This is a genomic window from Nonomuraea wenchangensis (assembly GCF_900111685.1).
In the GTDB taxonomy this organism is placed as follows: domain Bacteria; phylum Actinomycetota; class Actinomycetes; order Streptosporangiales; family Streptosporangiaceae; genus Nonomuraea; species Nonomuraea wenchangensis.
Genome location: NZ_FOHX01000002.1, coordinates 355,151 through 380,634, shown reverse-complemented (window position 1 = coordinate 380,634; position 25,484 = coordinate 355,151). Strand labels below are relative to the sequence as shown.

23 protein-coding genes and 2 pseudogenes are annotated in these 25,484 nt (G+C 69.9%); 8 read left to right on the top strand and 17 right to left on the bottom strand.

Annotated elements, in window-relative coordinates; genetic code table 11:
* Window positions 1-68: 68 nt before the first annotated feature.
* Window positions 69-1,277 carry a plasmid pRiA4b ORF-3 family protein gene (locus BMW85_RS05805; protein WP_143082106.1) on the bottom strand — a complete coding sequence of 403 codons (1,209 nt, stop codon included), beginning with the start codon at window positions 1,275-1,277 and terminating at the stop codon, window positions 69-71.
* A gap of 93 nt (window positions 1,278-1,370) precedes the next feature.
* On the opposite strand from BMW85_RS05805, the gene BMW85_RS05800 reads away from it, so the two are divergent.
* Entirely contained in the window at window positions 1,371-2,669 is a 1,299-nt protein-coding gene (locus BMW85_RS05800; RefSeq protein WP_143082105.1) for a hypothetical protein, read from the top strand.
* A 435-nt stretch (window positions 2,670-3,104) separates the two neighbouring features.
* Here BMW85_RS05800 and BMW85_RS05790 read toward each other — a convergent pair.
* The 8 genes and pseudogenes from BMW85_RS05790 to BMW85_RS05755 form a co-directional block, all read right to left on the bottom strand.
* Window positions 3,105-3,449 (bottom strand): annotated as a pseudogene (locus BMW85_RS05790) (transposase family protein); the annotation flags it as partial.
* A 444-nt stretch (window positions 3,450-3,893) separates the two neighbouring features.
* Complete coding sequence (locus tag BMW85_RS05785) at window positions 3,894-4,484, bottom strand: TetR/AcrR family transcriptional regulator (RefSeq protein WP_091077833.1); 591 nt, start codon at window positions 4,482-4,484, stop codon at window positions 3,894-3,896.
* 56 nt (window positions 4,485-4,540) lie between these two features.
* Window positions 4,541-5,875, bottom strand: a complete 1,335-nt coding sequence (locus BMW85_RS05780) for a hypothetical protein (RefSeq protein ID WP_091077830.1) — start codon at window positions 5,873-5,875, stop codon at window positions 4,541-4,543.
* Complete coding sequence (locus BMW85_RS05775) at window positions 5,872-6,708, bottom strand: hypothetical protein (protein WP_245774646.1); 837 nt, start codon at window positions 6,706-6,708, stop codon at window positions 5,872-5,874. Before BMW85_RS05775 ends, BMW85_RS05780 begins: the two co-directional genes overlap by 4 nt.
* The gene (locus BMW85_RS05770) at window positions 6,705-8,795 is read right to left on the bottom strand and encodes a right-handed parallel beta-helix repeat-containing protein (RefSeq protein WP_091077825.1); all 2,091 of its coding nucleotides are present in this window, start codon (window positions 8,793-8,795) and stop codon (window positions 6,705-6,707) included. Before BMW85_RS05770 ends, BMW85_RS05775 begins: the two co-directional genes overlap by 4 nt.
* Window positions 8,796-9,163: 368 nt before the next feature.
* Window positions 9,164-9,565 carry a hypothetical protein gene (locus BMW85_RS05765; protein ID WP_091077823.1) on the bottom strand — a complete coding sequence of 134 codons (402 nt, stop codon included), beginning with the start codon at window positions 9,563-9,565 and terminating at the stop codon, window positions 9,164-9,166.
* 138 nt (window positions 9,566-9,703) lie between these two features.
* Window positions 9,704-9,904 carry a hypothetical protein gene (locus BMW85_RS05760; protein ID WP_091077820.1) on the bottom strand — a complete coding sequence of 67 codons (201 nt, stop codon included), beginning with the start codon at window positions 9,902-9,904 and terminating at the stop codon, window positions 9,704-9,706.
* A gap of 93 nt (window positions 9,905-9,997) precedes the next feature.
* Window positions 9,998-11,020 (bottom strand): ROK family transcriptional regulator, encoded by a 1,023-nt coding sequence (locus BMW85_RS05755; RefSeq protein ID WP_218155682.1) that lies wholly within the window; start codon window positions 11,018-11,020, stop codon window positions 9,998-10,000.
* 72 nt (window positions 11,021-11,092) lie between these two features.
* Between BMW85_RS05755 and BMW85_RS05750 the strand changes: the two genes are divergently transcribed.
* Window positions 11,093-12,265 (top strand): MFS transporter, encoded by a 1,173-nt coding sequence (locus tag BMW85_RS05750; RefSeq protein WP_091077817.1) that lies wholly within the window; start codon window positions 11,093-11,095, stop codon window positions 12,263-12,265.
* A gap of 299 nt (window positions 12,266-12,564) precedes the next feature.
* Here the strand turns inward: BMW85_RS05750 and BMW85_RS05745 are convergent, their stop codons facing one another.
* From BMW85_RS05745 to BMW85_RS05735, 3 genes are all read right to left on the bottom strand, one after another.
* A complete protein-coding gene (locus BMW85_RS05745; RefSeq protein ID WP_091077814.1) occupies window positions 12,565-12,768 on the bottom strand; it encodes a transposase in 204 nt (67 codons plus the stop codon).
* 271 nt (window positions 12,769-13,039) lie between these two features.
* On the bottom strand, window positions 13,040-14,056 hold the full coding sequence (locus BMW85_RS05740) for an NADPH:quinone oxidoreductase family protein (protein ID WP_091077811.1): 1,017 nt from the start codon (window positions 14,054-14,056) through the stop codon (window positions 13,040-13,042).
* A gap of 46 nt (window positions 14,057-14,102) precedes the next feature.
* Window positions 14,103-14,468 carry a MerR family transcriptional regulator gene (locus BMW85_RS05735; protein ID WP_091077808.1) on the bottom strand — a complete coding sequence of 122 codons (366 nt, stop codon included), beginning with the start codon at window positions 14,466-14,468 and terminating at the stop codon, window positions 14,103-14,105.
* A gap of 324 nt (window positions 14,469-14,792) precedes the next feature.
* Here BMW85_RS05735 and BMW85_RS05730 point away from each other — a divergent pair.
* A pseudogene (locus BMW85_RS05730) lies at window positions 14,793-15,326 on the top strand (ATP-binding protein); the annotation flags it as partial.
* Between the two features lie 177 nt (window positions 15,327-15,503).
* Here the strand turns inward: BMW85_RS05730 and lysA are convergent.
* Window positions 15,504-16,721 carry a diaminopimelate decarboxylase gene (lysA, locus tag BMW85_RS05725; RefSeq protein ID WP_091077806.1) on the bottom strand — a complete coding sequence of 406 codons (1,218 nt, stop codon included), beginning with the start codon at window positions 16,719-16,721 and terminating at the stop codon, window positions 15,504-15,506.
* Window positions 16,722-16,843: 122 nt separating this feature from the next.
* Here lysA and BMW85_RS05720 point away from each other — a divergent pair, with 122 nt between their 5' ends.
* From BMW85_RS05720 to BMW85_RS05700, 5 genes are read left to right on the top strand one after another with little or no spacing between them, the layout of a single operon-like run.
* Window positions 16,844-17,713, top strand: a complete 870-nt coding sequence (locus BMW85_RS05720; protein ID WP_177240507.1) for an ABC transporter substrate-binding protein — start codon at window positions 16,844-16,846, stop codon at window positions 17,711-17,713.
* The gene (locus BMW85_RS05715; protein ID WP_091077804.1) at window positions 17,710-18,546 is read left to right on the top strand and encodes an amino acid ABC transporter permease; all 837 of its coding nucleotides are present in this window, start codon (window positions 17,710-17,712) and stop codon (window positions 18,544-18,546) included. Before BMW85_RS05720 ends, BMW85_RS05715 begins: the two co-directional genes overlap by 4 nt.
* A 2-nt stretch (window positions 18,547-18,548) precedes the next feature.
* Window positions 18,549-19,301 carry an amino acid ABC transporter ATP-binding protein gene (locus tag BMW85_RS05710; RefSeq protein ID WP_091077801.1) on the top strand — a complete coding sequence of 251 codons (753 nt, stop codon included), beginning with the start codon at window positions 18,549-18,551 and terminating at the stop codon, window positions 19,299-19,301.
* The gene (locus tag BMW85_RS05705; RefSeq protein ID WP_091077799.1) at window positions 19,298-20,875 is read left to right on the top strand and encodes an N-acyl-D-amino-acid deacylase family protein; all 1,578 of its coding nucleotides are present in this window, start codon (window positions 19,298-19,300) and stop codon (window positions 20,873-20,875) included. The genes BMW85_RS05710 and BMW85_RS05705 overlap by 4 nt, the downstream gene beginning before the upstream one ends.
* On the top strand, window positions 20,872-21,630 hold the full coding sequence (locus BMW85_RS05700) for a serine hydrolase (protein ID WP_091077797.1): 759 nt from the start codon (window positions 20,872-20,874) through the stop codon (window positions 21,628-21,630). The genes BMW85_RS05705 and BMW85_RS05700 overlap by 4 nt, the downstream gene beginning before the upstream one ends.
* A 70-nt stretch (window positions 21,631-21,700) precedes the next feature.
* Here the strand turns inward: BMW85_RS05700 and BMW85_RS05695 are convergent, their stop codons facing one another.
* From BMW85_RS05695 to BMW85_RS49290, 4 genes are all read right to left on the bottom strand, one after another.
* On the bottom strand, window positions 21,701-22,624 hold the full coding sequence (locus BMW85_RS05695; protein ID WP_091077794.1) for a LysR family transcriptional regulator: 924 nt from the start codon (window positions 22,622-22,624) through the stop codon (window positions 21,701-21,703).
* A gap of 158 nt (window positions 22,625-22,782) precedes the next feature.
* Window positions 22,783-23,583 (bottom strand): hypothetical protein, encoded by an 801-nt coding sequence (locus BMW85_RS05690; RefSeq protein WP_143082104.1) that lies wholly within the window; start codon window positions 23,581-23,583, stop codon window positions 22,783-22,785.
* Window positions 23,584-23,629: 46 nt separating this feature from the next.
* Window positions 23,630-24,568 carry a WD40 repeat domain-containing protein gene (locus tag BMW85_RS05685; RefSeq protein WP_091077789.1) on the bottom strand — a complete coding sequence of 313 codons (939 nt, stop codon included), beginning with the start codon at window positions 24,566-24,568 and terminating at the stop codon, window positions 23,630-23,632.
* 328 nt (window positions 24,569-24,896) lie between these two features.
* Window positions 24,897-25,058 carry a hypothetical protein gene (locus BMW85_RS49290; protein WP_177240506.1) on the bottom strand — a complete coding sequence of 54 codons (162 nt, stop codon included), beginning with the start codon at window positions 25,056-25,058 and terminating at the stop codon, window positions 24,897-24,899.
* Window positions 25,059-25,484 lie beyond the last annotated feature (426 nt).

The window sequence follows — 25,484 nt, the reverse complement described above, 5'->3', positions numbered from 1 at the left end:
AGGACATGGCGTCGCCGGCCTTGAACGCCGCGGCGTCCCACCTGGCTGGCGGCAGAAGGGGAGACGGATCACCCGGCCGACGTCAACGCCCTTCGGGTGGCTTCAAGCGCGAATCGGGCGGGGTCGAATTCCTGCGCGCTGTTCAGACCGGCCCAATGGACGTATTCATCGTGCTCGTCGTGTCCGGGATCAGCCAGCGCCCGCCGGAAGTGTTCGTAGCCTCCGATGCCGCCGACGTCCTCTGGCGGGCAGGCGCCCGCCCCGTCCACCAGCATCGGGTAGCGGACTCCTTCCTCCGCGGTGAGGATCTCCTCCAGCACGATGTCATGTCGCCAGCTGTCGCCCAGGTCGTACTCGTACTCCATGGCTGCCCCTGCCTGTGCGAGCACTTCCTGCAACCGGGTCTTCTTCTCGTCCCGGACGTCCAGCTCCCATTCGGGTGACGCCTGGCCGTACAGGACGCCGCCCACCGTGAACAGGTGGAGGTGGCTGTTCTCCCAGCCCATCGCCGTGACCAGGATGTCGTGCAGCCTGGCGAGGGCGATCGCGGGGGAGACGCGCAGGCGCCGCCAGATCACCGGATCCGCGCTCTCCCGCAGCGTCACCCGGATCTGGTAAAGCGGCTCTCCCGGTGCGGCTTCACCCAGGGCGCGCTGTACGGCGTGTACGGCTGCCGGGGTCAGAGCCGCCGTCTCCTCAGTGAGCTCCACCACGCCCAGCCGCGCCAGGACGGTCAGCAGCAGATCGATGTCCTGATCGGCCATTCGCCGTTGCGCTTCCGGGTCGCGCATCTCGTAGTACGGCGATGCGATCTGCCAGGCCAGCTCCCGCAGATTCGAGACCGGCACCGGTCCGCCGTACAAACTGCGCTGCAGCGCCGGCCAGATGAGCGCGAACTCCTCGCCGACCAGGGACGAGTACCAGTAGTTCTTGGGGAAGAGCGTTTGGCTCATCTTTCCCAACGCCGCGAACGACGCCTCCCACAACCGCTTCGGGTCGTTCAGCAGTGGTGCCGCTTTCTTCACGGGCAGCAGCCGTCCCTTGACCACTTTGACTAGCCCGGTCGCCTTGGCCCATTCCACGATCAGGTTCAGTCCGGGCAGTTCGGTGCTGCTCTTCGTCCGGAACACCCGGTCGCCGATCTTCGGGTCGATCTCGTCGCCGGTCTTCAGCAGCGCCACCAGCGTCCGCGCGTCCGACAGCGTCAGCTTCCCCGTCTGGGTCAGCTTTCGGCCTTCTCCCACCCACTCGGTGAACGCTCGCAACTCATCATGCACAGTGTTCAGAGTAGGGCGCGGCGTTCGGCCTCAGCCGCCCGTGCCGCGCGAATGAGCCCTCATGGCCCATGAACATCCGTAGGATCGGGTGCCGTGGCGAAGAAGCGCAAAGCGAAGGCAAGCCCCACGCGAGGGGTCAGCGGTCATCCTGCTCGGCGCGCGCTGCAACTCGCCGCCCGTCAGCCCGCACCCGATCCTCGTTCCGGGCTGCTTGAGTTGCTGCTGGGGACCGCCGGAGATCAATGGTGGCCGGACTCTCAGAACGCGATCATCGAGCGCCTCGCCGACCTGCCCGCCCACTCGCCTCTGCGGCTGGAGAACGCCGTCGTCGACCTGGTCGGCGAGGAGCTGTGGACACGTACTCAGACCGAGACCATGGGTTTCCACTGGGACCAGTACTTGGCCGCTCTGGCCGATCTCGTCCGCGACAAGATCCAGATCGGCTCGCGTACCGGCGGGCAGGTGGATGACCTGTGGCAGTTGCTGCACGGGCTGGCCGCGATGACCCCACCGTCCAGCGGGCAGATGCTGCGCCGCGACCCCGACCTCGCCGTTCAAGAAGCCATCAAGGACACCACGGCGGCCTTGGCCAAGGCCGGCATCGCTCCGGGGTGGCCGAGTGACATTCTCCGCGCAGCTTCGGCCGGGGAGCCACTGCTGCTGGCTGACGCGTACGGCTCGCGGTACGCGCTCCTGGCCCCCTTCACCTGGGGCGAGCAAGACCCGCACTGGTACTGCTGGGACATCGACCGCTGCACCGGAGACCGGGTCGTGCATGCCGGCGTCTTCGCCTCACCGCAGGAAGCGCTGACTGAGTGGCGAGCCGCAGTCGGGACGCACGCGGCACCCGCCTTCGCCCAACCGGCTCCGTGTGACCAGGCCACAGCCCGCGACCTGTTGGATCCGCTGTGCCGTTCTGACCTCGTGGGTGCCCTGCTACTCGGCAGTGAGTCGCGACAACTCATCGCCGAGCATTTTCGCCTGCGCCAGCGCGCCCGCGCGCTCTGCGAGTCGTTCACCGTCGCTCCCGAGCCCAAGCCTCAGCAGGACCTGAACCCGATCATCGACGACTTCACTTCCTGGCTACGCGATCGAGACGGCCGCAGCCCCGAACGGGAAGATGTCGCCACGCTCGCCGACAATTGGTCCCACCTGTCCGGGCCCGGCTATTATTCCTGCTCCCCGCATCGCATCGAGCACACCGTGATCCTCGTCGCGGACGGATACATCGAGAAGTACGCCGAAGCCATCCTCGACCTGCTGCCCCAGTGGGTCGAATGGTGCATCGAACGCACCGGCCTGACCGGCGAACTGGCAGAGCGATCCCGCCGGGCAGCCACGAACAACCGATGGGACGGATCCGACAGCATGGACCTGCGCCGCATCGAATAGGGCGGGCCCTTGCGCTTTCCGCGTGATGTGGTTCAAGGACTGAGCGAACAATCGCCAGGGTATCCATTATGGTCGTTCGGCGTCCCTGGGGTGCGGAATGCCGCCGTGCTCGGTGCGTGCTCGTACGCTTCGTCACGCGTTGTCAGGACCCGGCACTGCCTGACACGCAAATCGCGCTGAGGCGGCACGAAACCCGCGCCCGCCCTGCCGATCTCGGACTGATCAGCCTGTATGGAATCGTCGTCGCACCCAGGGCGGGCAAGCCCTGGCGGGAAAGACCGAATGCCGGCGGTGAACGACGCCGGTGAGCCGTGTGCGGGAGAACCGCATGCACGGTTCGACGGGCGGGAGCTGGAAACGGAGCCACAAACCTGGCCATGGTCATCGGGGAGAGCACAGCCGACCGGGAAACCGGCGGAAGACAGGCCCCGAGCCCTACCGCCAGGAGACGCCACCGCGCCAGCTCCCGACCCTACATCCTGAGTAGCGGCCTTCCTCGATGAGCTGCATGACGAGGATGGCCTGCACGATCGTGGTGGCGCGGTGCGGGCAGCATCGCAGCCGGGTCAGGATCTTCCAGGTCTTCAAGGTGGCCACGGCGCGTTCCCCGCAGGCTCGGATGCGGGCGTGTGCGCGGTTGACCGCGCGCTGGTGGCGCGACAGCGGCGGCCGCAGCCGATGGCCTTTGAACGGTGTGCGGATGCTGCCGCGCGCGCCCTGATATCCCTTGTCGGCGAAGGTCTTCACGCCTGCCGCGGTCAGCGCGTCGATCAGGCCGCCGGCCTTCCGGCTCAGCCGGTCAGGCGACGTCAGAGGCAAGATCGTCCTCTCCCTCACCGACGCCGCGTAGTCCCGCAGCCCGTCATCAGGCCAAACCGAACCAGGAGGACGGCGTGCAGCCACGTCGCCGACCGCCCCTCGCCATAGGGCACTGTTCGCCCTCCACCAAGTCCAGGGCGACGCCAATGTGGGAGCCGATCGCAGCTGCTCGACGCCGACGACGCGGCCAACAGGCCCCGCACGGAGACTGTCCTCCTGCACGTCACCGACGCCAGGCGGTTCCTGCGTCAGCAGCGCACGCCCTGGGTACGCCTGCCGACCCCGTCCTGAGTCCGCGTGCCACCACCTGATCGCCGGCAGCCGAGCCGCACCCCGGCAGGACCGTTCGGCTGCCGGCTGGTCGGAGCATGCTCCCGTGATGAAGGTTTGCGATACGCCCGGTGCTCACTCGAGCGAGAACCTGGCCAGATAGGCTTGCGTCAGTTCTTTGGCCTCGGCGATGACCCGGGCATCGCCTGCGGGATCGTCGCGGAAGGCGTAACGCAGAATGGCGTCGCACGTCTCGACGGCGATTCGCAGGGCCAGGCGGAAGTCCTCGCCCACGGGCGCCCCGAGGTGCTCGGCGAGCAGCGCGGCCAGGCGGCCGCTGAGCGCCTCGCTGCTGCCGAAGTCCACCGTGGCGAACCCGGCGACGCCGCGCCGCATCGCCACGTACTCGTTCACGACCAGGTCGACGATGGCCACCCAGTCGCGCCGCGCACCGGCCAGCCGCCCGGCAAGGCGGGCGCTGTACTCCTCCATGTTGCGTTCGCCGAGGGCTGCGACCAGGTCGCGTTTGTCGTGGAAGAAACGGTAGACCGAGCCGATCGGCACACCGGCCCGTCGCGCCACCGCGCGCGTGGTCAGCCCTTCGTAGCCGACCTCGTCCAGCAGCGCGGCGCAGGCGTCGACAATTCGGTCGAGCCGTTCCACGCTGCGCTGCTGCACCGGTGCGCGGCGCAGCAGCGCGTCGGACTCGCGGACCTGCGCACTCATGCGTCCCCCTGCCACCTTGGCTGACCCGTCTCTACGGGGCCGCCTGCCCGACGAGCCTATGCCGCCAGCAGCAAGGTCAGCCCGCCGAGGGTGTAGCAGACCATGAGGACGAATAGCGGGATCTGTCCCGCGACGGCCCGCGCCGGGGCGAACAGCCGCACCGAGCGGTCGTGCGCGGCGACCACGCCGAGCACGTGCCCCGCCACGATGGACACCACCTGCACGCTGGCGATCGCGCCGGGACCGACCAAGCCCTCGTCCACCGTGCGTGCGGCGGTGCCGAGCAGGTCCAGGCCGGTGTCCAACGGGTCGGAGGCCAGGATGAACGCCCGCTGTCCTTCGATGACCAGCAGCGAGAAGTAGTGGGCGATCAAGTAGCCGACCGCGATCGGCACCAGCGAGTGGGCGAAGGCGCCCAGATTTCCGCCGCGCGGCCGGTGGTCGGCCATGCGGGGCGCGACGCCGATGAGGCTCGCGACGGCGATGCACGCGCCGTACAGCAGGGCGACCCCGGCGACGGCCGCGAGCAGGCCGAGCGTGCCGGTGACGGTCGGCCCGGCGCCGGCGCTCTGCAGCGTATTCACCCAGGCGGGAGCGTCGGAGAAGCCGTCGTAGGCGGTGGAGGCGAGCATCACGCACACGGTGGCGACCAGCCCGGGTGCGGGGGTGATCGCGTCCAGGCCGTGGAACGGGTTGCGCAGGACGAGCCGTCCGTCGGCGCGTCGGCCGAGCGGGGCCAGCCGTCCGATCAGCGCCGAGTACACCTCGAACGCGTCACAGCGGTCGAACCAGCGCGGCCCGTACGCCAGCGCCCCCGCCAGGTGGACGGCGGCGTAACAACCGAAGAACACCAGCAGGGACGCGTTGGCGGCGGGCTCTGGCGCGACCAGCTCCAGCCAGGTGAACGCCAGCAGGCCAGCCGCCGCCGGCCAGTGGCCGAGCCGGTGCGGCGGCTCGCGGTCACGGCCGAGCCCCGGCAGTCTGGACAAGGCCAGGTGGATTGCGCGCAGCGGATTGACCAGCCGCCACACGGGCCCGAGCAGGAGCGATGCGGGCACCAGGCCCACCCAGAAGATGACGTAGACGAGGGTGGGCGCCGGATTGCGTTCCGGGTCGTCCGGCCCGAACAGCGCGGTGACCAGTGTGAAAGCGGCGACCAGCAGGCCGAGCGCGCGCAGCGTGACGCGCGTGGCGCGGGCGTCGGCCAGGCGTCGCACCGCCCGCGGCAGTGCCCGGCCGGCCTCCTGCCCGCGGAACCTGGAGTCCGCCCACAACACGGCGAGTCCGAGGAACGACACGAGCAGCGCGGCCAGTGCCCCCGCGAACGCGTAGAACGCGGGGATGGGCAGGTCGTGCCGCGATCCGATGCCGTGCGCCAGGATACCGCTCATCGCACCACGAGCTGGGTCAGGACGAGGCCGGACTCGTGCGTCTCCACCTCGAACAGCCCGCTGCGGTCCGCGGTGAACTCGATGATCGCCGGGATGCCCGGGGTGAGAGGGCGTTCCAGATCGAAGCCGTGCACGTGGACGGTGTCGGTCCGGTCGGCGGTGACCTCCAGGCGTACCTTGGCGCCCTCCTCGATCTCGACGCGGCCGGGTGGCGGGGTCACGGTGCGGCCACTGATCCGCACGTTGATGCGCGTCGGTTGGCCGGCGGCTGTACCCTGCGTGGTCGGCGTGTCCGGGATGGCTGGGGTGGCGGCGGTCGCGGTCCCCTTGGCGGCCCGTTGGGGGCCTTCGATCGTGGCCGAGCTCTCCACCGGCTTGCCCGCGGACGACCAGAGCGTGTGGTCGTCCGCGCTGAGCCGCACGGTCAGCGTGTGCGTGCCCGCAGGGACGGCTTCGGCCGCCAGGTGGTGCCACGGCGCGTACAGACGGGCGATCTTCTTGCCGTCCAGGTACAGGTGGGCGTGTCCAGTTCCGGGCAGCGCGGCGCCGCCGACGCTGTCGGGGGTGAAGGTGAACCGGTCGGTGACCAGGTGCAGGTTCCAGCCCGATTCGCTGTCGGGGCGCACCTCCAGCCGTACCGAGGGGGCTTCGGTGGCGGGCACGTCTCTGGTCTGATGGTCGCCGTGGACGTGCGGGGTGCCGGCCGCCGCGGTCGCGGGCGCGTGGTCGGTGCCGGGCCGGTGGTGGGTGGTCACCGGCTGGCCGCACGCGCCGAGCAGCAGCACCGCGGCGGCCGTGCCGATCATCAGCCTGTACGGGTGGGGACGTCTCATGCGGGGGCCTCGGCGGGGGACGTGGACTCGGGGACGGGCGTCGTACGGGGGCGCGGCGCCAGGCGTACGACGGCCCAGAGCACCCAGACGATCGCGAACAGCCCGCGCAGCCAGGCCGGGCTGAGCGGCAGCCACGGGATCAGCAGCAGCGACTTGTCCACGGCGTCCAGCAGCGTCAGCGCGCCGAGCACGATGGTCGCGCCGCCGAAGAAGCGGTACTCGCGGCGCAGCGCCAGCCCCATGCCGGTCAGGCCCCCGCCCAGCAACAGCAGGGCCGCGGCGGGCAGCAGCGTGTAGTCGTAGGCCGCGCCGGCTACGTCGAGCGCCAGGCCCGCCAGCGCGAGCACCGCCGACACCGCCCCGAGTCTGCCCGCGCGGGGTGCGGCCGCAGCGTCGGCACCGGCCCCGGAGGCGGCCGCGGCGGGTGCGGTACGTAGGCGGCGCCACCACAGCAGGGCCACGATCAGCCCGATGAACACCGACGTGCCCAGCGTGACCTGCACCTCTACCCGCGCGAGCCCGGACGAGCCGAACCAGTCGCAGCCGGCGGGCAACCGCCGCTCGGTGACGTTGTACTCCGCGCAGACCAGCGAGTGCGCCAGCTTGGCAGGCTCACCGACGAGCCGGTGCGACCCGGCTCCGGCGAGCTCGCCCGGCTTGCCGCCGCAGCCCGGCACCACGTATGGGCTGGTCGGCGCCTGGGTGTCCCAGCAGTTGCGACTGCCCTGGCCGTCCCAGATGACGTCGGTGGCGTTGGGCCGGACCGAGCCGTCGGGAGCGACGCCGAGCCGGTTGCCGCCGTAGAAGTTGTCGTGCGAGGTATCGGCCTGCTTGTCCAGGGCCTCCTCACCGCGCAGGAACGCCGGAGCCCACAGCAGCATGAACGCCGTCCTGTCGTGCCCGTAGATCCAGTTGTCGCGGTACACGTTGAAGTTGCCGCCCGCGGTCAGGATGCCGGTGCCCGGGGCGACTCCGATCTGCGGGCAGACCACGCCGCTCTCGTAGCCGCGCTGACCGGCGGGCTTGGCGCAGGTGCCGTCGCGTACGTGGTTGTAGTAGTTCTTGTTGTTGTTGTAAATCTTGTTCTTCTCGAACTTGGCGTGGTTCTGCGGCAGTCCGGGGTGGTCGGGGAAGAGGCTGTCCATGGAGGCACCGGCCATGTTGTCGAAGAACTCGTTGTCGTGCGCCCAGACCGAGTTGCCCGCGGTGCCCGAGTAGCCGACCATGTTCTGGTAGCTCTTGCAGCCGCGGATCTCGATCGAATATCGGGGCACGTCATGGCTGCGGCCGGCGTTGATATCCGAGGCGCTGCCGGGATAGATGCCACTGTCGCCGTTGCCGTGCGACTCGCAGTCGGTGTAGAGGCCGTGGTCGGAGGCGAAGGTCAGGAAGCCGTACTCGTCGTTCCAGCGGGTGAGCATGCGGTCGATGACGAAGCCGTCGCTGGCCAGGATGTACAGCGAGTTGAACGTTGTGCGCTGTGCGGTGAAGTTACGGAAGTAGATGCCGTTGGTCATGTCGGCGCGGATCGCGTTCAGCTTCTTGTACTGGGCGTCCACGATCACGTCGCGCGGGGCGGCGCCGGTGCCTTCGATCTGCAGGTCCTTGATGCCGAGGATGGCGACCAGGTTCTGGTTGTGCGGGCACTTCTGCTGCTGTTCGAAGGAGAGGATCTGGTAGCCGAACGACGAGAGGCGGGCGGGGAGGTTCGCGCACGCCCCGGTGGGCTCGGGCAGGCTGGGCTCCTCCTGGTACAGCCCGGGCAGGATCTTGATGTTGTAGCCGGGACCCTTGACCTGGTCCACCGCTTCCTGCAGGTGGCGGAAGCCGTCCTTCTGGCAGCGTTCGAACAGCCGCAGGTTCTGTTCCTTGAGCGCGGCGGGGAAGGTGGCCACGCGCTTGTCGAAGTCCGCCCGGTCGGTCTTGCACACCAGCAGTTCGGGACCTGTGATCCGGTAGACCGGCACGCTTCCCGTGCCGTCGGGGAACGAGACGGGCCGCTCCTCATGTGCGAGGGCAGGGGCGGCGGGTAACAGGCACGCCAGGGCGAGCAGGACGGTGACCGACAACTTTCGCAGCAGCGACATACGCGGAAAGTAGAGCATTGTTCATGTTTTAGTCCATGCGAGGGGGTGAACGTTTTGATCACGGATACCCCCGGAGCCGTCGTTTCGGCACTGTCGCAGGCTGCCGGGACCCAGCCGGGGGAAGAGAACATAGACCAGCGCAGGGCTGCAGGCCGGTCCGCTGCGGGCGCTACCCGATCCGGTCGACGCCGACATCAAGGACTCCCGACGAGACCGGCTCAGCGGCCTCCTCGTCGGCTGCGGGATCATCGCGGCGCTCCACGTCCTTGTCCCGGTCACTCATGGGCAGCAACCGCAGTGCGGCTTAAGATCCTGGCGGCCAGCACGGTGACGCCGGGTCCGGAACCTGGCTTCTGGTGTGAGCTGGCTCAGGGGCCGGTGTTTCCCTCGAAGTCGCCTAGATTGATCAGGATGATCCGACGGTCCCAGTCGTCCCATTGCACTTGCTTGCGTGCGCCCCAGTAGTAGGCGGTGTAGCCCATGAACTTGCCGCCTTCCGTGTCCTTTCGGGTCTGGTCCGGGCTGCCGAAGGCCGTCAGGAACTTCTCGTATGAGGTCAGGTGCCTGAAGTGAGCGAGGCGCCAGCCGTAGATGGCGAAGCCGACCACCGTGCCGCCGCGGAGCTTGTAGCGGATCTCGTCGAGGCGGTACAGGAATCCATCTGACCGGGCCGTAAGGCCCGCCACACCCTCGCCGAACACCAGGCCAAGCTGGCCGAGCACGAGCGCGAGCTCGACGAGCTGCGCACCGCCCTGACCCGCGCCACCCACGACGCCGACCGGCTGCGCCAGGACCTGGACGGCGAACGCGCGCGTATAGAAGCGGGCGAGCAGCGCGCCGAGCAGGAACGCCAGGCCGCCACCGACGCCCGAGCCGAGACCACCGCGGTGCGCGAGGAGGCCGACCGGCTACGGGAGCAGCTCCGCGAAGAAGGTGGCCGGGCCGCCGCCGCGGCGCTCGAGGCGGCCGTGGCCGCCGCCCGCCTGGAGGCCGCCCAAGCCGCCGCCGGGCTGGTGCTGCCCGAGCCGGTCGACCTCAGCGGCGATCTCGGCGACGGGATGTGGGGCGTGACGCTGCCCGAGGCCGGCATCGAGGCCGTCGCCCGGCACGCGGCCGCGCCGACGGTCGCCCCGCCCGAGGTCCAGGAGTTGCGCGCGGAGACCAGCCGGCGGTCGACCACCAGGCAGGACGTGCCGGAGACGTCAGCCGAAGACGCGGTCGCGGGCCAGATCCAGGGCGGTCGCCACGGCGCCCTGCAGCACCGCGTTGCCCGTGACCGTGCTGGCCCGGACCTCCGTGGGCGCCGGGGCCAGGGCGCGCAGGTGGTCGGCCACGAGCTCGGCCAGTTCGTCCCCACCCTCATGCCCCGTCGTCCCGCCGAGGACGACGAGCCCGGGGTCAAGGAGGGTGGCGTAGGCGAAGGCACCCTGGGCGATCCGCCGAGCCAGCTCGTCCCGGTCGAACCTCTGTATGAACTCGGCGTTCAACAGCTCGCAGAACGCCACACCCCCGACCTCCAGGAACCCGATCTCCCCCGCCCCGCCCGACGCCCCCCGGCGCAGCCGGCCCTCGAGCACGACCGCCGCTCCCACCCCGTCGTCCAGCCAGAGGAGCACGAAGTCCTCGCTCCCGGCGGCGGCTCCCGTGCGGAGCTCGGCGATGGCGGCCAAGTTGACCTCGTTCTCCAGGATCACGGGCACGCCCAGGCGCTCGCGTACGGATCCCATCGTGCCGCGCCGCCACCCGGGCACGTCGTTGGGCGACACCAGCTCCCCGTCACGCGGATCAACCAGCCCCGGCGCCCCGACCACGACCGTGTCCAGCGCGCGCCGCCCCACCGCGCCCCCTACCACCTTCGCGATGAGGGTCGCCAGGTCGGCTCTCGCGCCGATCGTCGTACTCGCCTCGCTGACCACCCGTCCGGTGATGTCGGCGACCGTGACGTTGACGGCGTCGCGCCGTACGTCCACCCCGGCCACGTGGGCCCGGTCCGCCACCAGCCCGTACAGGCGCGCGTTCGGGCCTCGCCGGTCCTCGCCGCTCTCGCCCGTGACCTCGACGAGGCCGCCCGCCATGAGCCGTTCGATCAGGTCGGACACGGTGGGCCTGGACAACCCCGTCAGCGTGCGGAGCTGGGGCGCGGTCAGCGGCCCGTGTTCCAGCAGCAGGTCGAGGGCCAGCCGGTCGTTGATCGCTCGGGCCAGGGCAGGGGTGGCGGTCTTCACGGTCCTCATAATAATCAGGGACCTTGCCTGAAAGCTATTTCCATCAGGAAGCCTGCCTGATAATTTCCAGTCATGAGTCATCATCGCGCCATCGCGGCCGTCTTCGTCACGCACGGCGCCGTTGCCGGCAGCCTGTCCACGCGGCTCCCCTGGATCCAGGAGCACCTGCACCTCAGCCCGGGCGCCCTCGGCCTCGCGCTGCTGTGCCCGTCGATCGGCGCCTTCGTGGGCATGCCGATGGCCGGCCGCCTCGCCTACCGCTTCGGCAACCGCGCCGCCACACGCGTCCTCCTCGCGCTGTGGTGCGCGGGCTTGGCCCTCCCCGCGCTCTCGCCGTCACCCGTGTGGCTGTTCGGGGCGTTCCTGCTGTTCGGGGCGTCGGCGGGCATGTGCGACGTCGCGATGAACGCGCACGCCGTCCTCCTCGAACGGCATCTCGGCCGCTCGATCATGTCGGGACTGCACGGCATGTGGTCCGTCGGCAGCCTGGCCTCCGGCGGACTCGGCGCCCTGGCCGCCCACGCGGGCATCGACGCCCGGATCCACCTCGGAGCCATGTCGCTCGCGTTACTCGGCCTCGGGACGGCTGCCGGGCGCGGTCTCCTCCCCGACAGCGGGATGACGGGTTCGGTACGCGACGCGCCCGCGCCGCGGCGCTTCGCGCTCCCCACGCGAGGGATCCTGGCGATCGGGCTGGTGGGGTTCTGCGCGACGTTCGCGGAGGGCGCCAGCTCCAACTGGTCCGCCGTCTACCTCACCGCCGTCACCGACGCCGGCCCCGGCTTGGCCGCCGCCGGATACACCGTCTTCATGCTCTGCATGGCGAGCACGCGACTGCTGGGCGACCACATCATCCGCCGGATCGGTCCGGCGGCGACCGTCAGGGCGGGCAGTGCTGTGGCGGCGGTCGGCGGCGTCCTCGTGGTCGCGGCCCGCACACCCGCGCTCGGCATCGCCGGGTTCGCCCTGATCGGACTGGGGATCGCGGTGATCGTGCCGCTCGTGATCGCGGCGGCGGGCAACGCGGGCACGACTCCGGGCGAGGGCGTGGCGGGCGTGGCGACGATCACGTACCTGTCGGGCCTGATCGCACCGGCCGTGACGGGCTGGGTGGCGGGCGCGCTCAGCTACCCCGCCGCGTTCGCGCTGATCACGTGCGTGGTCGTGCTGCTGACGCTGCTCGCCCCGGTCCTGCGCCCCTCCCGAACCTCACCCTCACGAGGGGCCGTTCGTGCCGACGCCTGACCCCGACGACCCGCTGATCGACGAGGCCCTCGTGCGCCGCCTGCTGGCGGCGCAGTCCCCTTGACGCGATCACCATCACGTTGACGGGTGGATTCGTTGCTTGGTGCTGTCGGCCATGGTGGTCCGCATGATCACCGCGCGGCGAGGGCGAACGGGGCGGCCCGGGAGCCGCCGCTGCGCGTCGAACAACTTTCCGATCACGGCCAGGAACGGTAGATCGCGCCGCTCGTACGGCGGAATGAGGCGCCCGACCGTCTGGACCTGTGGTTCTCGACATCCCAGGCCCATAGAGATCACCGTCACACGAGCGGGTGAAGATCGCATGGACGGTGCGCCAGGAAGTCGACGGGCAGGTTGCGCCACTTGCAGCCGTTGTCGGCCACATGCCGGATGGCGTCCATGATCAGGCCATGGCAGTGCTTCCCGGGCCGGCCGCCGTTGCCGTCCAGCCAGGCCGGCCAGGGCATCAACGGCTTGATGATCTGCCATTCCTCCTCACTCATGTCGGTGGTGTAGCGGGGTGCCCGGATCGGATGATCGGCTCCGCGGCCATACCGGCAGGCCACAGATGAGCAGGCAGTTTCTTCGTTACGAGAGACAGCGATGGGAGCAGTGGCGAACAACGGCGGCAGACCTTCCGGCTGGTGACGTAGCTGGGATACCCACCGCTGCTACCGGAAGGTCGCTCTATGTCTCAGCCGATTCGCTCTACGTCACAGTTTCACCTGATATCGGCCCACCAGCAAGCGCGTAAATCAGCATGCACATGGGCACTTAGCGCCAGGGATCGAGGGCATGCTTGCCGCGTGTCTGGCCTGCTTCGAGTTGCTGCAGCACGGCTGGCCCCTCCGCCAGGGGATGAACCTGGGGGGTGCCGGGCGGGTACACGCCGTGGGCGATGAGTGCCTCAATCTCGACCAGCAACGACTGGTAGAGGGACGGCTGCTGCAGCGCCAGCGCACCGATGTGCAGACCCTTGATTTGGACCTGGTGGGTGAAGACCAGGTCATGCGTGGTTAGAGTGGCGTCACCGGAAGCAGCACCGAATACGACAATGCGTCCTACGAACGGTTTGGTGACCGACAGGCTGGCCTCGAACGTGGCCTGTCTCACCGATTCCAGGGTTAGGTCGACACCGCCGGTCAGGCGGGTGATCTCCTTAGCCAGATCGGGGCGCGTGCTGTCCAGAGCTTCGTCGGCGCCCAGTGCCTTGACGGTGCTGTGCTTTGCTGGTGACGCCGTGGCGATCACCCGCGCACCGTAGTGGCGAGCGAGGCGAACGGCAGCCTGCCCCACGCCGCCGGCCGCGGCATGAACGAGCACCACCTCGCCAGTCTTGATCTCGCCCAATGGCTTCAGTGCCGCCAAGGCGGTGGCCCAGTTCAGCACCAGGCCGAGGGCTTCGGCATCGCTCCAACCGGAAGGCACGGGAAGCACGCCCGCGGCCGGCATCGTCATGTACTGCGCGAAGGCGCCCGGGCCGATTCCGACGACATGGGTACCGAGTTGCAGCGGGCTCTCGACGTCCGGGCCGACACCCACGATCTCGCCGGCGGCTTCGAAGCCCGCCACATAGGGTGCCTGGGGGCCTCCTCCGTAAGTTCCATGGGTCTGCATGACGTCAGCGAAGTTGATCCCGGCGGCGCCCACGCGGATCAGGTACTCGCCGGCCCCAGGGGCGGGGCGGCGCCGATCAGCCGTGAGGGTCAGATCCTTCGGACCGCGGTGCGATCGCTGGACCAGCGCTCGTACCGTCTGTTCAGTAGCGTGCTGCTGCTCGTCGATCTCCATGCATCGAACGTAGGAGTTTGACACTTGCGTCAAGGTCAAGTGGCGGTCATGGATCAGGCCGGCGGGCCTCCCGAAGGTAGGTGTCGAGTGCCGCGTGCTGATCGCTGAGAACGGCGATACGTGCAGCGAGCCGATCGCGATAACTCTGCACCTCGTACAAGAACTCCGCGCGTACCACATCAGTGCCGACGTCAGGTTCATCAGTGAGGCGGGGCAGAACCTCCCTGATCAACCGCAGGGGTAGCCCAGACTCCAGCAGCGAGCGGATGATGAGCACCCGGTCGATAGTGGACCGGCAGTAGTCGCGGAACCCATTGCTGCAACGACCAGGGACGATCAAGCCCTCATCCTCGTAGTGCCGCAACGATCGCGCACTCGCGCCGCTGACTCTGGAAGCTTCGCTGATTTTCATACCTGTGGGCAACGTCCTGATGCACCGCGATCTTCCAGTACTCATCGCCATGAATCGCACCGGTTTCGGTGGAGACACTGGTGTGCACCGGCTTTAGTGGAGGCGGATTTCTGGATTTCTGTGCCACTTGATGAGAGGAAAGTGGCATGGGACGACGACTCGCACAATCCACATCTCCCGAATCGACCTGACGATCAGTTCAGTCAGGGTCCTAGACAGGTGGTTCGATGCCTCCCGCCCGCTCCCCACGGCCGCCTTCCCCGTCTCCGCCGCCGGACTGGCGCCGGCCGCCGTCGCTAGGTCGTCGGCCGGGACAACGCCACCAGGCGCAGCCGCCGCAAGAGCGCCAACTTGCCCAACGGCAAGACCTTCGGCTCCTGGAAGAGTGAACTGTCCTCCATCCCGCAGGCCACCCAGAACGCCCTGGGCACCCTGGAATGGGTCAGCCGCCGCGAGAACTGCGTGATCTCCGGCCCGTCCGGCACCGGCAAGCGCCACTTCATTGAAGCGCTCTGCCACCAGGCCATCGACGCCGACCTGCGCGTGTCCTGGTTCACCCTGGAAACCCTGGCCGCCACCTTCGGCCGGGCTCACGTCGACGGCAGCGTCGCCTGGACCATCGCCAAGATCTGCCGCTCCGACATCATCGTGGTCGACGACATCGGCCTGCTCCCGGTCGGCCACGAGACCGCCGAAGCGTTCTATCGGCTGGTGGACGCCGCCTACGAACGCCGCAGTCTGGCCGTCACCAGCAACATCCATCCCTCCGGTTTCGACACGATCATGCCCAAGACCATGGCCACAGCAACCGTCGACCGGCTCATGCGCCACGCCCACATGGTCGAGACCAGCGGCTGAACTGTTGGATGAGCTTCCGAGTTGCCGGGACGGCCTGCGGCACGTGCGCCCGGCGAGCGATCCTCGATCGTGAAGCCGGTTCGGGTCGGCGTCCGCCGGATCGCCGGCGGGAGACGGCTGCGCGCGAGGACGACAGCGGCGGCGAGGGAGCCCTCAAGCTGCCCCCAGTCACATCTGTCACACATACAACCTGAGCAGGTCCTCCTCGGTCTCCCTGCGGACGATCACCCGGTCCGTCCCCTCGAACACGGCGATCACGGGCGGCCTCGTCACGTGGTTGTAGTTGCTGGCCATCGAGCGCTGGTAGGCCCCCGACACGGGCACGGCGAGCAGGTCTCCCGGGCGCAGGTCGGCGGGCAGCGGGATGTCGCGCACGAGGTGGTCGCCGCTCTCGCAGTGCTTGCCGACCACGTCCACCCGTTCGAGCGGCGCGTCCGAGGCGCGGGAGGCGAGCGCGGCGGTGTACGGGGAGCCGTACATGGCGGGCCGCGGGTTGTCGCTCATGCCGCCGTCGACGCTGACGTAGGTCCCCTTGACGGTGCCGACCCGGTAAAGGGCGACTGTGGTGGGCCCGGCGATGGAGCGGCCGGGTTCGACGGCCAGGTCGAGCCCGCCGACCTCCTTGCGCAGGGCCGCGACCACGTCGGACGGGGTGGGCGGCTCCGGGTCGCCCGGCCGGTAGGCGACGCCCAGCCCGCCGCCGAGGTCGAGGCGGGTGACGCCGACGCTGCCGGCGAAGTCGGCCATGCGCCGGGCCGCCAGGGCGAAGCCCTCGGTGTCGAAGAGCTGGGATCCGATGTGGGAGTGCAGGCCGTACAGCTCGAGTCCCGGCGTGTCCCTGACGGCGCGTACGGCGCGCAGCGCATCGCCGTTGGACAGGGAGAAGCCGAACTTGGAGTCCTCACCGCCGGTGGCGATGGCCTTGTGGGTGGCGGCGTCCACGCCGGGGGTGACGCGGATCATGACCCGCTGGCGGGCGCCGAGCGAGGTGAGCCGTTCGAGCTCGGTGAAGGAGTCGACGACGATGCAGCCGACGCCCCACTCCACGGCGCGGCGCAGCTCGTCGAGGGACTTGTTGTTCCCGTGGAAGACCACCCGCTCGGGCGGCATGCCGCCGGCCATGGCGACCGCGAGCTCGCCGCCGGTGCACACGTCCAGGGACAGCCCCAGGTCGGCGAGCCAGCGGACCACCTCGGGGCACAGGAACGCCTTGCCGCCGTAGTGGACGTCGCCGTCGGGCAGCGCGTCGAGCCAGGCGCGGCAGCGGGCCTCGAAGTCGGCCCGGTCCAGCAGGTAAGCGGGAGTTCCGTGGCGTTGTGCGAGCTCCGTGGCGGACAGGCCGCCCAGGTGAAGCTCGCCGCTGGTCCAGGTGGCGGTGCGGGGCCAGATGGTCATGGCCGCACACCCTAAGGACTGAGTCGTCCAGATCTTCATGAGCATCGAAGAATGTGAGGCTCAGGGCCAGAACCCTGCACGTTCGTTGGGCTCCCCCCGCGCTGGCCGTCACCATGTCCGCCATGCGAAAACACCTGGTCATCGCGATGATCGCAGTCTGCGCCCTGTCCGCGGGCTGCGGCAGGTCCACCTCCGACACGGCGGCGCGCACGGATCCCTCGGCCGCGGGCAAGAGCGCCAAGGAACTCGTGCCCGACCAGGTCCGGAAGTCGGGCGAGCTGCGGATGGCGACCTCTGAGGGCTATCCGCCGATGGAGATGTACAAGCCGGGCACGCAGGAGCTGACCGGCGTGGACATCGACCTGGCGGCGGCGATCGCCGGACGGCTCGGCCTGAAGGTGACGACGACGAACGCCGCCTTCGACGGGCTCATCCCCGGCCTCCAGGCGGGCCGCTGGGACATCGCCATGTCCTCGCTGAGCGACACCGAGCAGCGCCGCAAGGCGGTCGACTTCGTCGACTACTTCAACGCCGGCGGCTCGATCATGGTCAAGAAGGGGAACCCCGAGGGCATCAAGACGCTCGAGGACCTGTGCGGCAAGAAGGTCGTGCTGGCCAAGGGCAGCTCGAACCTGGACATCGGCCTGCGGCAGAACGACAAGTGCGCGCAGAAGATGCAGATCATGCAGAGCGAGGACGCCCCCACCGGCCTGCTGACGATCGACTCCGGCCGCAGCGTGGCCACGATCGTCGACTCACCCGTCGGCCACATGTACGCCAAGGAGACCGGCAAGTACGACGTGCTGCCCGAGCAGTACGACGCCGGCCCGTGGGGCATCGCGATCGACAAGCGCAACCCCGCGCTGCGCGACGCGGTGGCCAAGGCGCTGCAGGAACTGGTCGACAGCGGCGAGTACAAGCAGATCCTGGACAAGTACGGCACGGCCGCCAACGCGCTGCCGAAGATCACCATCAACACCGGCGCGTCATGACCGAACTCCCCGTCAATGCCGTCGCGCCGCGGCGGCCCGGCCGGATGGTGGCCGGGGCCGCCGCGGGCCTGGTGCTGATCTGGCTCGCCTACACGATCACCGTGAACGAGAACCTGCACTGGGACGTGGTCGTCGAGTACCTGTTCGACGGCCGGGTGCTGGGCGGGCTCGGCGTGACGATCGCGCTGACGCTCCTGTCGATGGTCCTCGGCGTGGCGCTGGGCGTGCTCGCGGCGGTGATGCAGCTGTCGGACAGCCCGGTGCTGCGCGGCGCGGCGGGGCTGTACACGTGGTTCTTCCGCGGCACGCCCCTGCTGGTGCAGCTGATCTTCTGGTTCAACATCGGGCTGGTGTTCCCGGTGATCGGGGTCGGGATCCCCTTCGGCGGGCCGATGTTCGTGGAATGGCAGGCCAACACGCTGGTGACGCCGTTCGTGGCGGCGGCGTTGGGTCTGACGATCAACGAGGGCGCCTACATGGCCGAGATCGTGCGGGCGGGCATCCGCTCGGTGGATCCCGGGCAGCGGGAGGCGGCCGAGGCGCTCGGCATGTCGCACAGGCAGATCCTGCGCCGGGTGGTGCTGCCGCAGGCGATGCGGGTGATCATCCCGCCGACGGGCAACCAGTTCGTCTCGATGCTGAAGACGACCTCCATGGTGTCGGTGATCGCGGGCGCGGAGCTGCTGACCGTGGCCCAGCGCATCTACCTGGGCAACTTCGAGGTGATCGCGCTGCTGATCGTGGCGTCGATGTGGTACCTGGTGCTGACCAGCGTGGCCAGCGTCGGCCAGCACTTCCTGGAGAAGCGGTTCGCGCGGGGTGAGCGGTCGTGAGCATGGTGCGCATTCAGTCCGTCCGCAAGCGGTACGGCTCACTGGAAGTACTCAAGGGCGTCAGCCTGGACGTGCCGGAGGGCGGCGTCGTCTGCGTCGTCGGCCCCTCGGGATCCGGCAAGTCCACCCTGCTGCGCTGCGTGAACCGGCTGGAGACGATCGACTCCGGCCGCATCTGGGTGGACGGCCGGCTGATCGGCTTCCGCGAGCACGGCGACCGGCTGCACCTTCTGCGGCCCGACGAGCTCTGCGAGCAGCGGCAGAAGATCGGCATGGTGTTCCAGCGCTTCCACCTCTTCCCGCACATGACGGCGCTGCAGAACGTCATGGAGGGCCCCCGCACGGTCCTGCGCGCCTCGCGCGCCGCCGCTGCCAGGCAGGCGGGCGAGCTGCTGGAGCGGGTGGGGCTGGCCGACCGCGCCCACCACTACCCCGCCCAGCTGTCGGGCGGGCAGCAGCAGCGGGTCGCGATCGCCAGGAGCCTGGCGATGAACCCGAAGGTGATGCTCTTCGACGAGCCGACCAGCGCGCTGGACCCCGAACTGGTGCAGGAGGTGCTGGCCGTGATGCGGGACCTGGCCGCCAGCGGCATGACAATGATCGTGGTGACGCACGAGATGGGTTTCGCCCGGGAGGCAGGTGATCACTTGGTGTTCATCGACGACGGCGTGATCGTGGAGGAGGGACCTCCGCGCGAGGTGCTTTCCCGCCCGCGCCACGAGCGCACCCGCGCGTTCCTGGGGCAGGTGCTTTGAACCTCGACCTGTTGATCCGCGGCGGCCAGGTCGCCGACGGCACCGGCACTCCCTTGCGCCCGGCCGACGTGGGCGTGCGCGAGGGCCGCGTCGTCCTGCTGCCCCCCACGGGGGAGGCCGCGGCGCGGGAGGTCCTCGACGCCGCCGGCCTGGTGGTCGCCCCCGGCTTCATCGACGTGCACACGCACTCCGACGCCGCCACCCTGCTGGGTCCCGAGGCATGGGAACTGGCCGCCGCGCCTGTCCGGATGGGGGTGACGGTCGAGATCAGCGGCAACTGCGGGTCGGGGCTCTTCCCCGCGCTGCCCGAGCGGATCCCGGAGATGCGGGCCTCAAGCCGCGTCGGCTTCGGCGGCAACGTACCCATATTCGAGGACTTCGAGGGCTTCGCGGCGGCCCATGCGGATGCTCCCCGGTCGAACCACCTGGCCTCATTGGTGGGGCACGGCACCCTCCGGGCCGGGGTCGTGGGCTACGCGGACCGGGCGGCCACACCGTACGAGCTCGACGTCATGTGCGACCTGCTGGACCGGGCGCTCGCCCAGGGCGCGGCCGGCCTGTCGACCGGCCTGATCTACACGCCGGGCACGTACGGCGGCACCGACGAGGTGGTGGCGCTGGCCAGGGTCGCGGCGCGGTACGGCAGGCCGTACGTGACGCACCTGCGCGACGAGATGGCGCGCGTCGAGGAGGCGCTGGAGGAGGCGGTGAGGATCGCCCGCAGGAGCGGCGCGGCGCTGCACGTCTCCCACCACAAGACGGCGGGCAAGTACGCCTGGGGCCGCACCGAGCGCACGCTGGCCTACCTGTCCGAGCTGCGCGCCGGCGGGATGGACGTCACCTGCGACGTCTACCCCTACACCGAGGCGTCGACGTCGCTGTCGGCGATGCTGCCGCCGTGGGCCAACGACGGCGGAACCGGGGCCCTGCTGGAGCGACTGCGGAACCCGGCGCAGCGGGAGCGGATGCGGCGGGCGATCGCCGAGGGCGTGCCCGGCTGGGAGAACACGGTCGGCAACGGCGGCTGGGACCGCATCTCGGTGGCGTGCGCCGTGCGCAACCCGGAGGTCGAGGGGCGCACGATCGCCTCGCTCGGCGGCGATCCGGTGGACGCGGCGGCGGAGCTGCTGCTGGCAGAGGAGGGCGAGGTGACGATCATCAGCCACTCGATGCGGGAGGACGACGTGCGGCGGGTGCTCGCGTGCGACTTCTCGATGATCGGCTCGGACGGAGTGCCCAAGCCGGGACATCCGCACCCACGGCTGGCGGGCACGTTCCCGCGGGTGCTCGGACGGTACGTCAGGGAGCAGGGGCTGCTGTCGCTGGAGTCGGCCGTGGCGAAGATGACCGGCATGGCGGCGGCGCGTTTCGGGCTGCGGGACCGGGGCGCGGTCCGTGACGGGGCGCGCGCCGATCTCGTGCTGTTCGATCCGGCCACGGTGGCCGACGGGGCGACCTACCAGGATCCGCTGCAGCCGCCGGACGGATTGCGCGCCGTGGTGGTGGCCGGGCAGGTCGCGGTCCGCGACGGCGGCCTGACGGCGGCCCGCCCCGGAGGGGTGGTCACGCCGTGAGCGCCCCCAAGACCCTGGAGGAGATCGCCGCGGCCTGCCCGGGGACGCTGGCGGTGGCCGTCCGCGGCCCCGGCGCGCCGGGGCCGGCCGTCAACGCCGACGTGGAGCTGCCGCTGGCCAGCGTGGGGAAGCTGCTGCTGCTGGCGGAGGTGGCGATGTCCCTCGAAGGCGGCATCCTCGACGCCGAGGAGCCGGTGGAGCTGGTCGACGACGACTACTGCGGCGGGTCCGGCCTGCTGCTCGGGCTGTCGCAGCGGCGGTGGACGGTCGGCGACCTGGCGCTGCTGACCGCGGCGGTCAGCGACAACACCGCGACGAACGCGCTGCTGCGCCGCGTCGGCCTGGACCGGGTCAACGCGGCCGCCGCGGCGCTCGGGCTGACCAGGACGCGGCTGCTCGACCGCATCCGCGAGCCGCGCACGCCCGCGGACCCGCCGACGTTCGCGCTGGGGACGGCCCGGGAACTGGCTGGGCTGGCTTCGCTGGTCGGGGGCGGCGCGGGGTGGCAGGTGCAGCTGCGCGAGTGGATGCTGGCCAACACCGACCACGGCCTGGTCCCCGCGCTGCTGCGGCACGACCTGGAGGCGGCGTGGCTGGCCAACAAGACCGGCACCGATGAGGGGATCCGCACGGACGTGGGGCTGATGGGCGGGGTCGCGTACGCGGTCCTCGCACACGGTCCCGCAGGCTCCGAACAGGCCCTGGTCCACGCGGTACGGCAGGCGGGCCTCTTCATCGCCCGTCTACGACCCTGACGCCCCGGCCAGGCGGCGCCCACCGGACCCCTGTAACCCAGGTGGGCGTTGCGGGCGGGCGGGTGATGGGTCAGCGCAGGGTCGGTTCCAGGGAGTTGCGGAGCTGGGCGGCTGCCGTGCGGAGGTAGGCGAGAAAGGAACGCGCCGCCGGGTTGGGGTTGGTCGGTCGCCGCGCCACCCCGATCCGGCGGAACAGCTGCGGCGTGGCCAGGCGGCACACCTGCACCCCCGTCACCCCCATCAACCCCAGGCTGGGCACCAGCGCCACCCCGAGCCCGGCCCGTACCAGCCCGATCGTCACCTCGTAATGATCGCTGCGGCAGCGGATCCGTGGCGTGAACCCCTCCAGCATGCTGGCACGCTCCAGGATCGACACCGGGTGCTCGGCGCCGAAAGTCGTGATCCACGGCTCCTCGGCCAGATCGGCCAGCCGTACCCGGGAACGCTGCCCCGCCTGGTGACCGGTGGGGACCACGAGCAGCTGCGGCTCGTCGAACAGGTGCAGCACCTCCACCCCTTCCGGGCGCTGCCACGGGTCGAGCGCGTGATCGAACACCACCAGCACGTCCAGCGCGCCGCGCTCAAGGTCCGGCAGCAGCTCGTACGGCTGGCCCTCCGCCAGGTCGAGCGCCACGTTCGGGTAGCGGGCGGCGAAGCGCGACAGCGCCAGCGGCAGCAGCCGGTACCCGGCCGACGCGAAGAAGCCGATCCGCAGTTCCCCCGCGTCCATCCGCGCCTGGGCGAGCAGGTCCTTCTCGGCGGCCTCCAGGATGTCGGCCACCTCCTGGGCGCGCAGCGCCAGCCGCCTGCCCGCCTCCGTCAGGCGCAGGCTCTGGGCGTTGCGTTCGACCAGGCCGACGCCCGACTCCTCCTCCAGCTTGGCCAGCTGGTGGGAGACGGCCGAGGGCGAGAGCTTCATGGTTCTGGCCGCGCCGGCGATGCTGCCGGTGCGGAAGATCTCCAGGAGGACGCGGAGCCTGTTACTGCTGAGCACCCGCCCAGCCTAGGAGTGGCCTGACGGGCTCGCCCAGGAGGTGCTGCGTCCTTCCCACAGCCGGAACCGGTGTCGGCGTACATGCCAGTCCTTGAAGAGGGAGTGGCCGAGCGCCTGCAGCAGCCACTGCGTCGGCCATGAGGGGACGGTGCAGGAGGTCATCGGTGTTCGCATGGCGTGGGATCGGCGCCCTGCGGCAGCCGGGCCAGCTCTGCCGAGGTGAACGAGCGCCCGCCCAGGACGGCGCACAGATGCGCGGCCCAGTCCTGCGGTGCGGTGGACATGATCCGTGCCTCGTCGGTGCGGTAGAGCAGTTTCCCGCCCTCGCCGAACAGAGTGAGGTAGCCCAGGGAGCCGCCCAGCCTGCTGATGGAGAACGATGCGTTGTAGCGCAGTTCGGGATTCGAGCGGAGGAACTGGAGCAGATCGAAGGCATGGCCGTCGGCCGGACCAGGTGGTTCCGCCGGGGTCGGCTGTCCTGAGGTGGGAAGCGACCAGGCCGTCAAGGGTTTCTCGACGGTGGCGGTGTAGGTGATCAGTTGGGTCAGGTCGGGGCTGGCCGCGACAGGGACGAGTTCGCCACTGCCGGGAATCAGATGGTTCCTGGTGGCACGGCCGAGCGTGAGGTCCCAGCGTTCGACCTTTCTGGCCGTCCCCTCGATGATCAGCGCCGCGTCGCCGTCGACGTTCGGCAGCACGTCCAGTCCTTGGTCCACCTCCTGGGGGCTCAGGGCGGAAAGGCGCTCGCGCAGGTCCAGCCCGGGGGCCGTCTGCCGCAGCGGCGCGGTCTCCCAGACGGTGAGCACGCCCCGGGCGAAGACGACGAGACGGCCGCCGGCGACCGCGTGCAGACTGAGCGGCGCCTGCCCGTCCGACCCTGCGGGCAGGCGCGCCGAGCCGATCGGGCGCAGGTCGGGCACCGACATCATCACCAGGTCGCGTGAGTCGGCCCTGATCACGGCTATCTCCCGACGTCCGGTCAGCGCGACCACCCGCGTGGCCACCTCAGTGCCCGAGCCGCTGTTCGGCGCCGCCGGCCGTCCAGATGCTCCAGCGGTCGTCGCGGCCGGTGACCGCCGGGGCGTCGGCGTACCCGGCCGGCGCGCCGATGATCCGCCCAGCCCGCAGATCGATCAGGACGTTCTCCACGGACAGCAGCCTGCCGCCGTGGCTCAGAGTGCCCGGCCTGCTGACGTTGCCCTCGCAACCGCGGAAAGTGAGGGGGAAGTCGGCGATGCTCGCGCCGGTGCGCAGGTCCACGCCGCGCACCCGGATGCCGTCCCGGGTGGGGACGCAGCCGGCCGCGGTCGTGCCGTTGTGGGCGAAGACGGCGGATGCCGGAACTGTCCGGGCCGGTCGCGACTGTCCGGGCTCGAACACCAGCAGCCGGTGATCGCCCAGGGAGACCGACAGCAGGCCGTCCTCGGCGACCTGGAGCGTCTGCGCCTGACCGGGCAGTGAGACGCTACGCGCCTGACGCCGCCGCAGGTCCCAGACCTGAACCGTGCGCGAGTCCGCAGGCTGGACGGCCAGCTGCCGCCCGGCTGGGGCGAGGGCGAGCAGCGTCTTCCCGTTGGGAATCGGCAGCTTGTCGAGCAGCCGGTGCTCGCGAGGATGCCACAGCTCGACGGAGCCGTCTTCGGCGGCGATGGCCAGCACGCGGCCGTCGGCGGACAGTGCCGTTCCCGCCACCGGCGACGACAGCGCTATCTGCTTCGGCAGCGCTGAACGATGGTCCGGCTGCCAGATCTTGACCGCGTGGCTCTCCTCCTGGACGATCATCGCGCCGTCTTCGGTGGCGAGCAGGCGTTGTGAGGTGACGCCGGAGCCGGCCAGCAGACGGTCGGCGCTGGCGAAGTCGCTGTAGCGGTTGAACAGGGCCCGCTCAACCTTCGGCGCGCCGGGGTCGCTGCAGTAGGCGGCCACCGCCTCCAGGATCGCCAAATCAGGGTTCCTCTTCCAGACCTACGGCATTCCGGAGAACGATCAAATCGGGCGAGATGGCCGGCTCAACCACCATACGTGGGGAGGCCATTGGGAGACGATCAAGGCGTGGGTGCGAAGCCGTCCCTGATGACACCCAATCCATACGCTTGAGGTACGAGACCTGGTTACGTGCTGGAACCATGGAAGTCGAATGGCAGTATCCGGACACCGTCACGCATCGCCGCAGCTCGGGAGAGTCGCAATGGCTCGTCGGATGGCAACGGTCGCCGGCTGACTGACGGCGCCCGCGACGACGCTCTCGAGGCGACCGATTTCCGCCCTCCCATCAGACGGCAGACCAGTAATTTCCCGGCGCCGGGAAGGATTCGGCCTCCTGCACCAGCTGAGCACGCAACAAAATATCGAGCAAACCACGCAGATCGGCATGGATGACGGCGGAAATGACGTCGTGGCTGTGGCGGTGAGCTTCGGTGCTCTCCCTGGCCACCTCGCAAAAACCCTGTCGATCAGAGTTTGGCGAGGGGTTGCTCTTACGCCTGGCTCTGGTCGTTACTCGCCGTTCTCGGCCATCCCCGGAACAATGACGGAACAGGGCAGGAGCGTCCTGCTGGTGTCGCTTCCCTGCTCCTGGCGGACGCGTGGTGGGGCGAACGGACAATGGCCGTACGGCCGGCGCTGATGACGGCGACCATACGCATGGCACTCGATCGCGGCTGGCATCCCCGGCGAACCGGCAGCGCCTTCGAGCTTGCCCTGACCGATGAGGACCTGACCGAGCTGATGAACGGCCGACCTCCTGCCTATGACGTCCCTTTCATGCGGAGCTAGCTGGACGCTCGGAAATGGCACGCCAGGTCCGGCCGAGGGCCGCCGGAAAAGGGCCTGTATTACGGTCACGGCTTCGTCTCCTGCA

Excerpts from the sequence above, each read along its gene's own strand:
- BMW85_RS05785 (WP_091077833.1), bottom strand. The coding sequence starts at position 4,484 with ATGAGTGCGCAGGTCCGCGAGTCCGACGCGCTGCTGCGCCGCGCACCG.
- BMW85_RS05780 (WP_091077830.1), bottom strand. The coding sequence starts at position 5,875 with ATGAGCGGTATCCTGGCGCACGGCATCGGATCGCGGCACGACCTGCCC.
- BMW85_RS05775 (WP_245774646.1), bottom strand. The coding sequence starts at position 6,708 with ATGAGACGTCCCCACCCGTACAGGCTGATGATCGGCACGGCCGCCGCG.
- BMW85_RS05770 (WP_091077825.1), bottom strand. The coding sequence starts at position 8,795 with ATGTCGCTGCTGCGAAAGTTGTCGGTCACCGTCCTGCTCGCCCTGGCG.
- BMW85_RS05750 (WP_091077817.1), top strand. The coding sequence starts at position 11,093 with ATGAGTCATCATCGCGCCATCGCGGCCGTCTTCGTCACGCACGGCGCC.
- BMW85_RS05745 (WP_091077814.1), bottom strand. The coding sequence starts at position 12,768 with ATGAGTGAGGAGGAATGGCAGATCATCAAGCCGTTGATGCCCTGGCCG.
- BMW85_RS05740 (WP_091077811.1), bottom strand. The coding sequence starts at position 14,056 with ATGGAGATCGACGAGCAGCAGCACGCTACTGAACAGACGGTACGAGCG.
- BMW85_RS05735 (WP_091077808.1), bottom strand. The coding sequence starts at position 14,468 with ATGAAAATCAGCGAAGCTTCCAGAGTCAGCGGCGCGAGTGCGCGATCG.
- lysA (WP_091077806.1), bottom strand. The coding sequence starts at position 16,721 with ATGACCATCTGGCCCCGCACCGCCACCTGGACCAGCGGCGAGCTTCAC.
- BMW85_RS05720 (WP_177240507.1), top strand. The coding sequence starts at position 16,844 with ATGCGAAAACACCTGGTCATCGCGATGATCGCAGTCTGCGCCCTGTCC.
- BMW85_RS05715 (WP_091077804.1), top strand. The coding sequence starts at position 17,710 with ATGACCGAACTCCCCGTCAATGCCGTCGCGCCGCGGCGGCCCGGCCGG.
- BMW85_RS05710 (WP_091077801.1), top strand. The coding sequence starts at position 18,549 with ATGGTGCGCATTCAGTCCGTCCGCAAGCGGTACGGCTCACTGGAAGTA.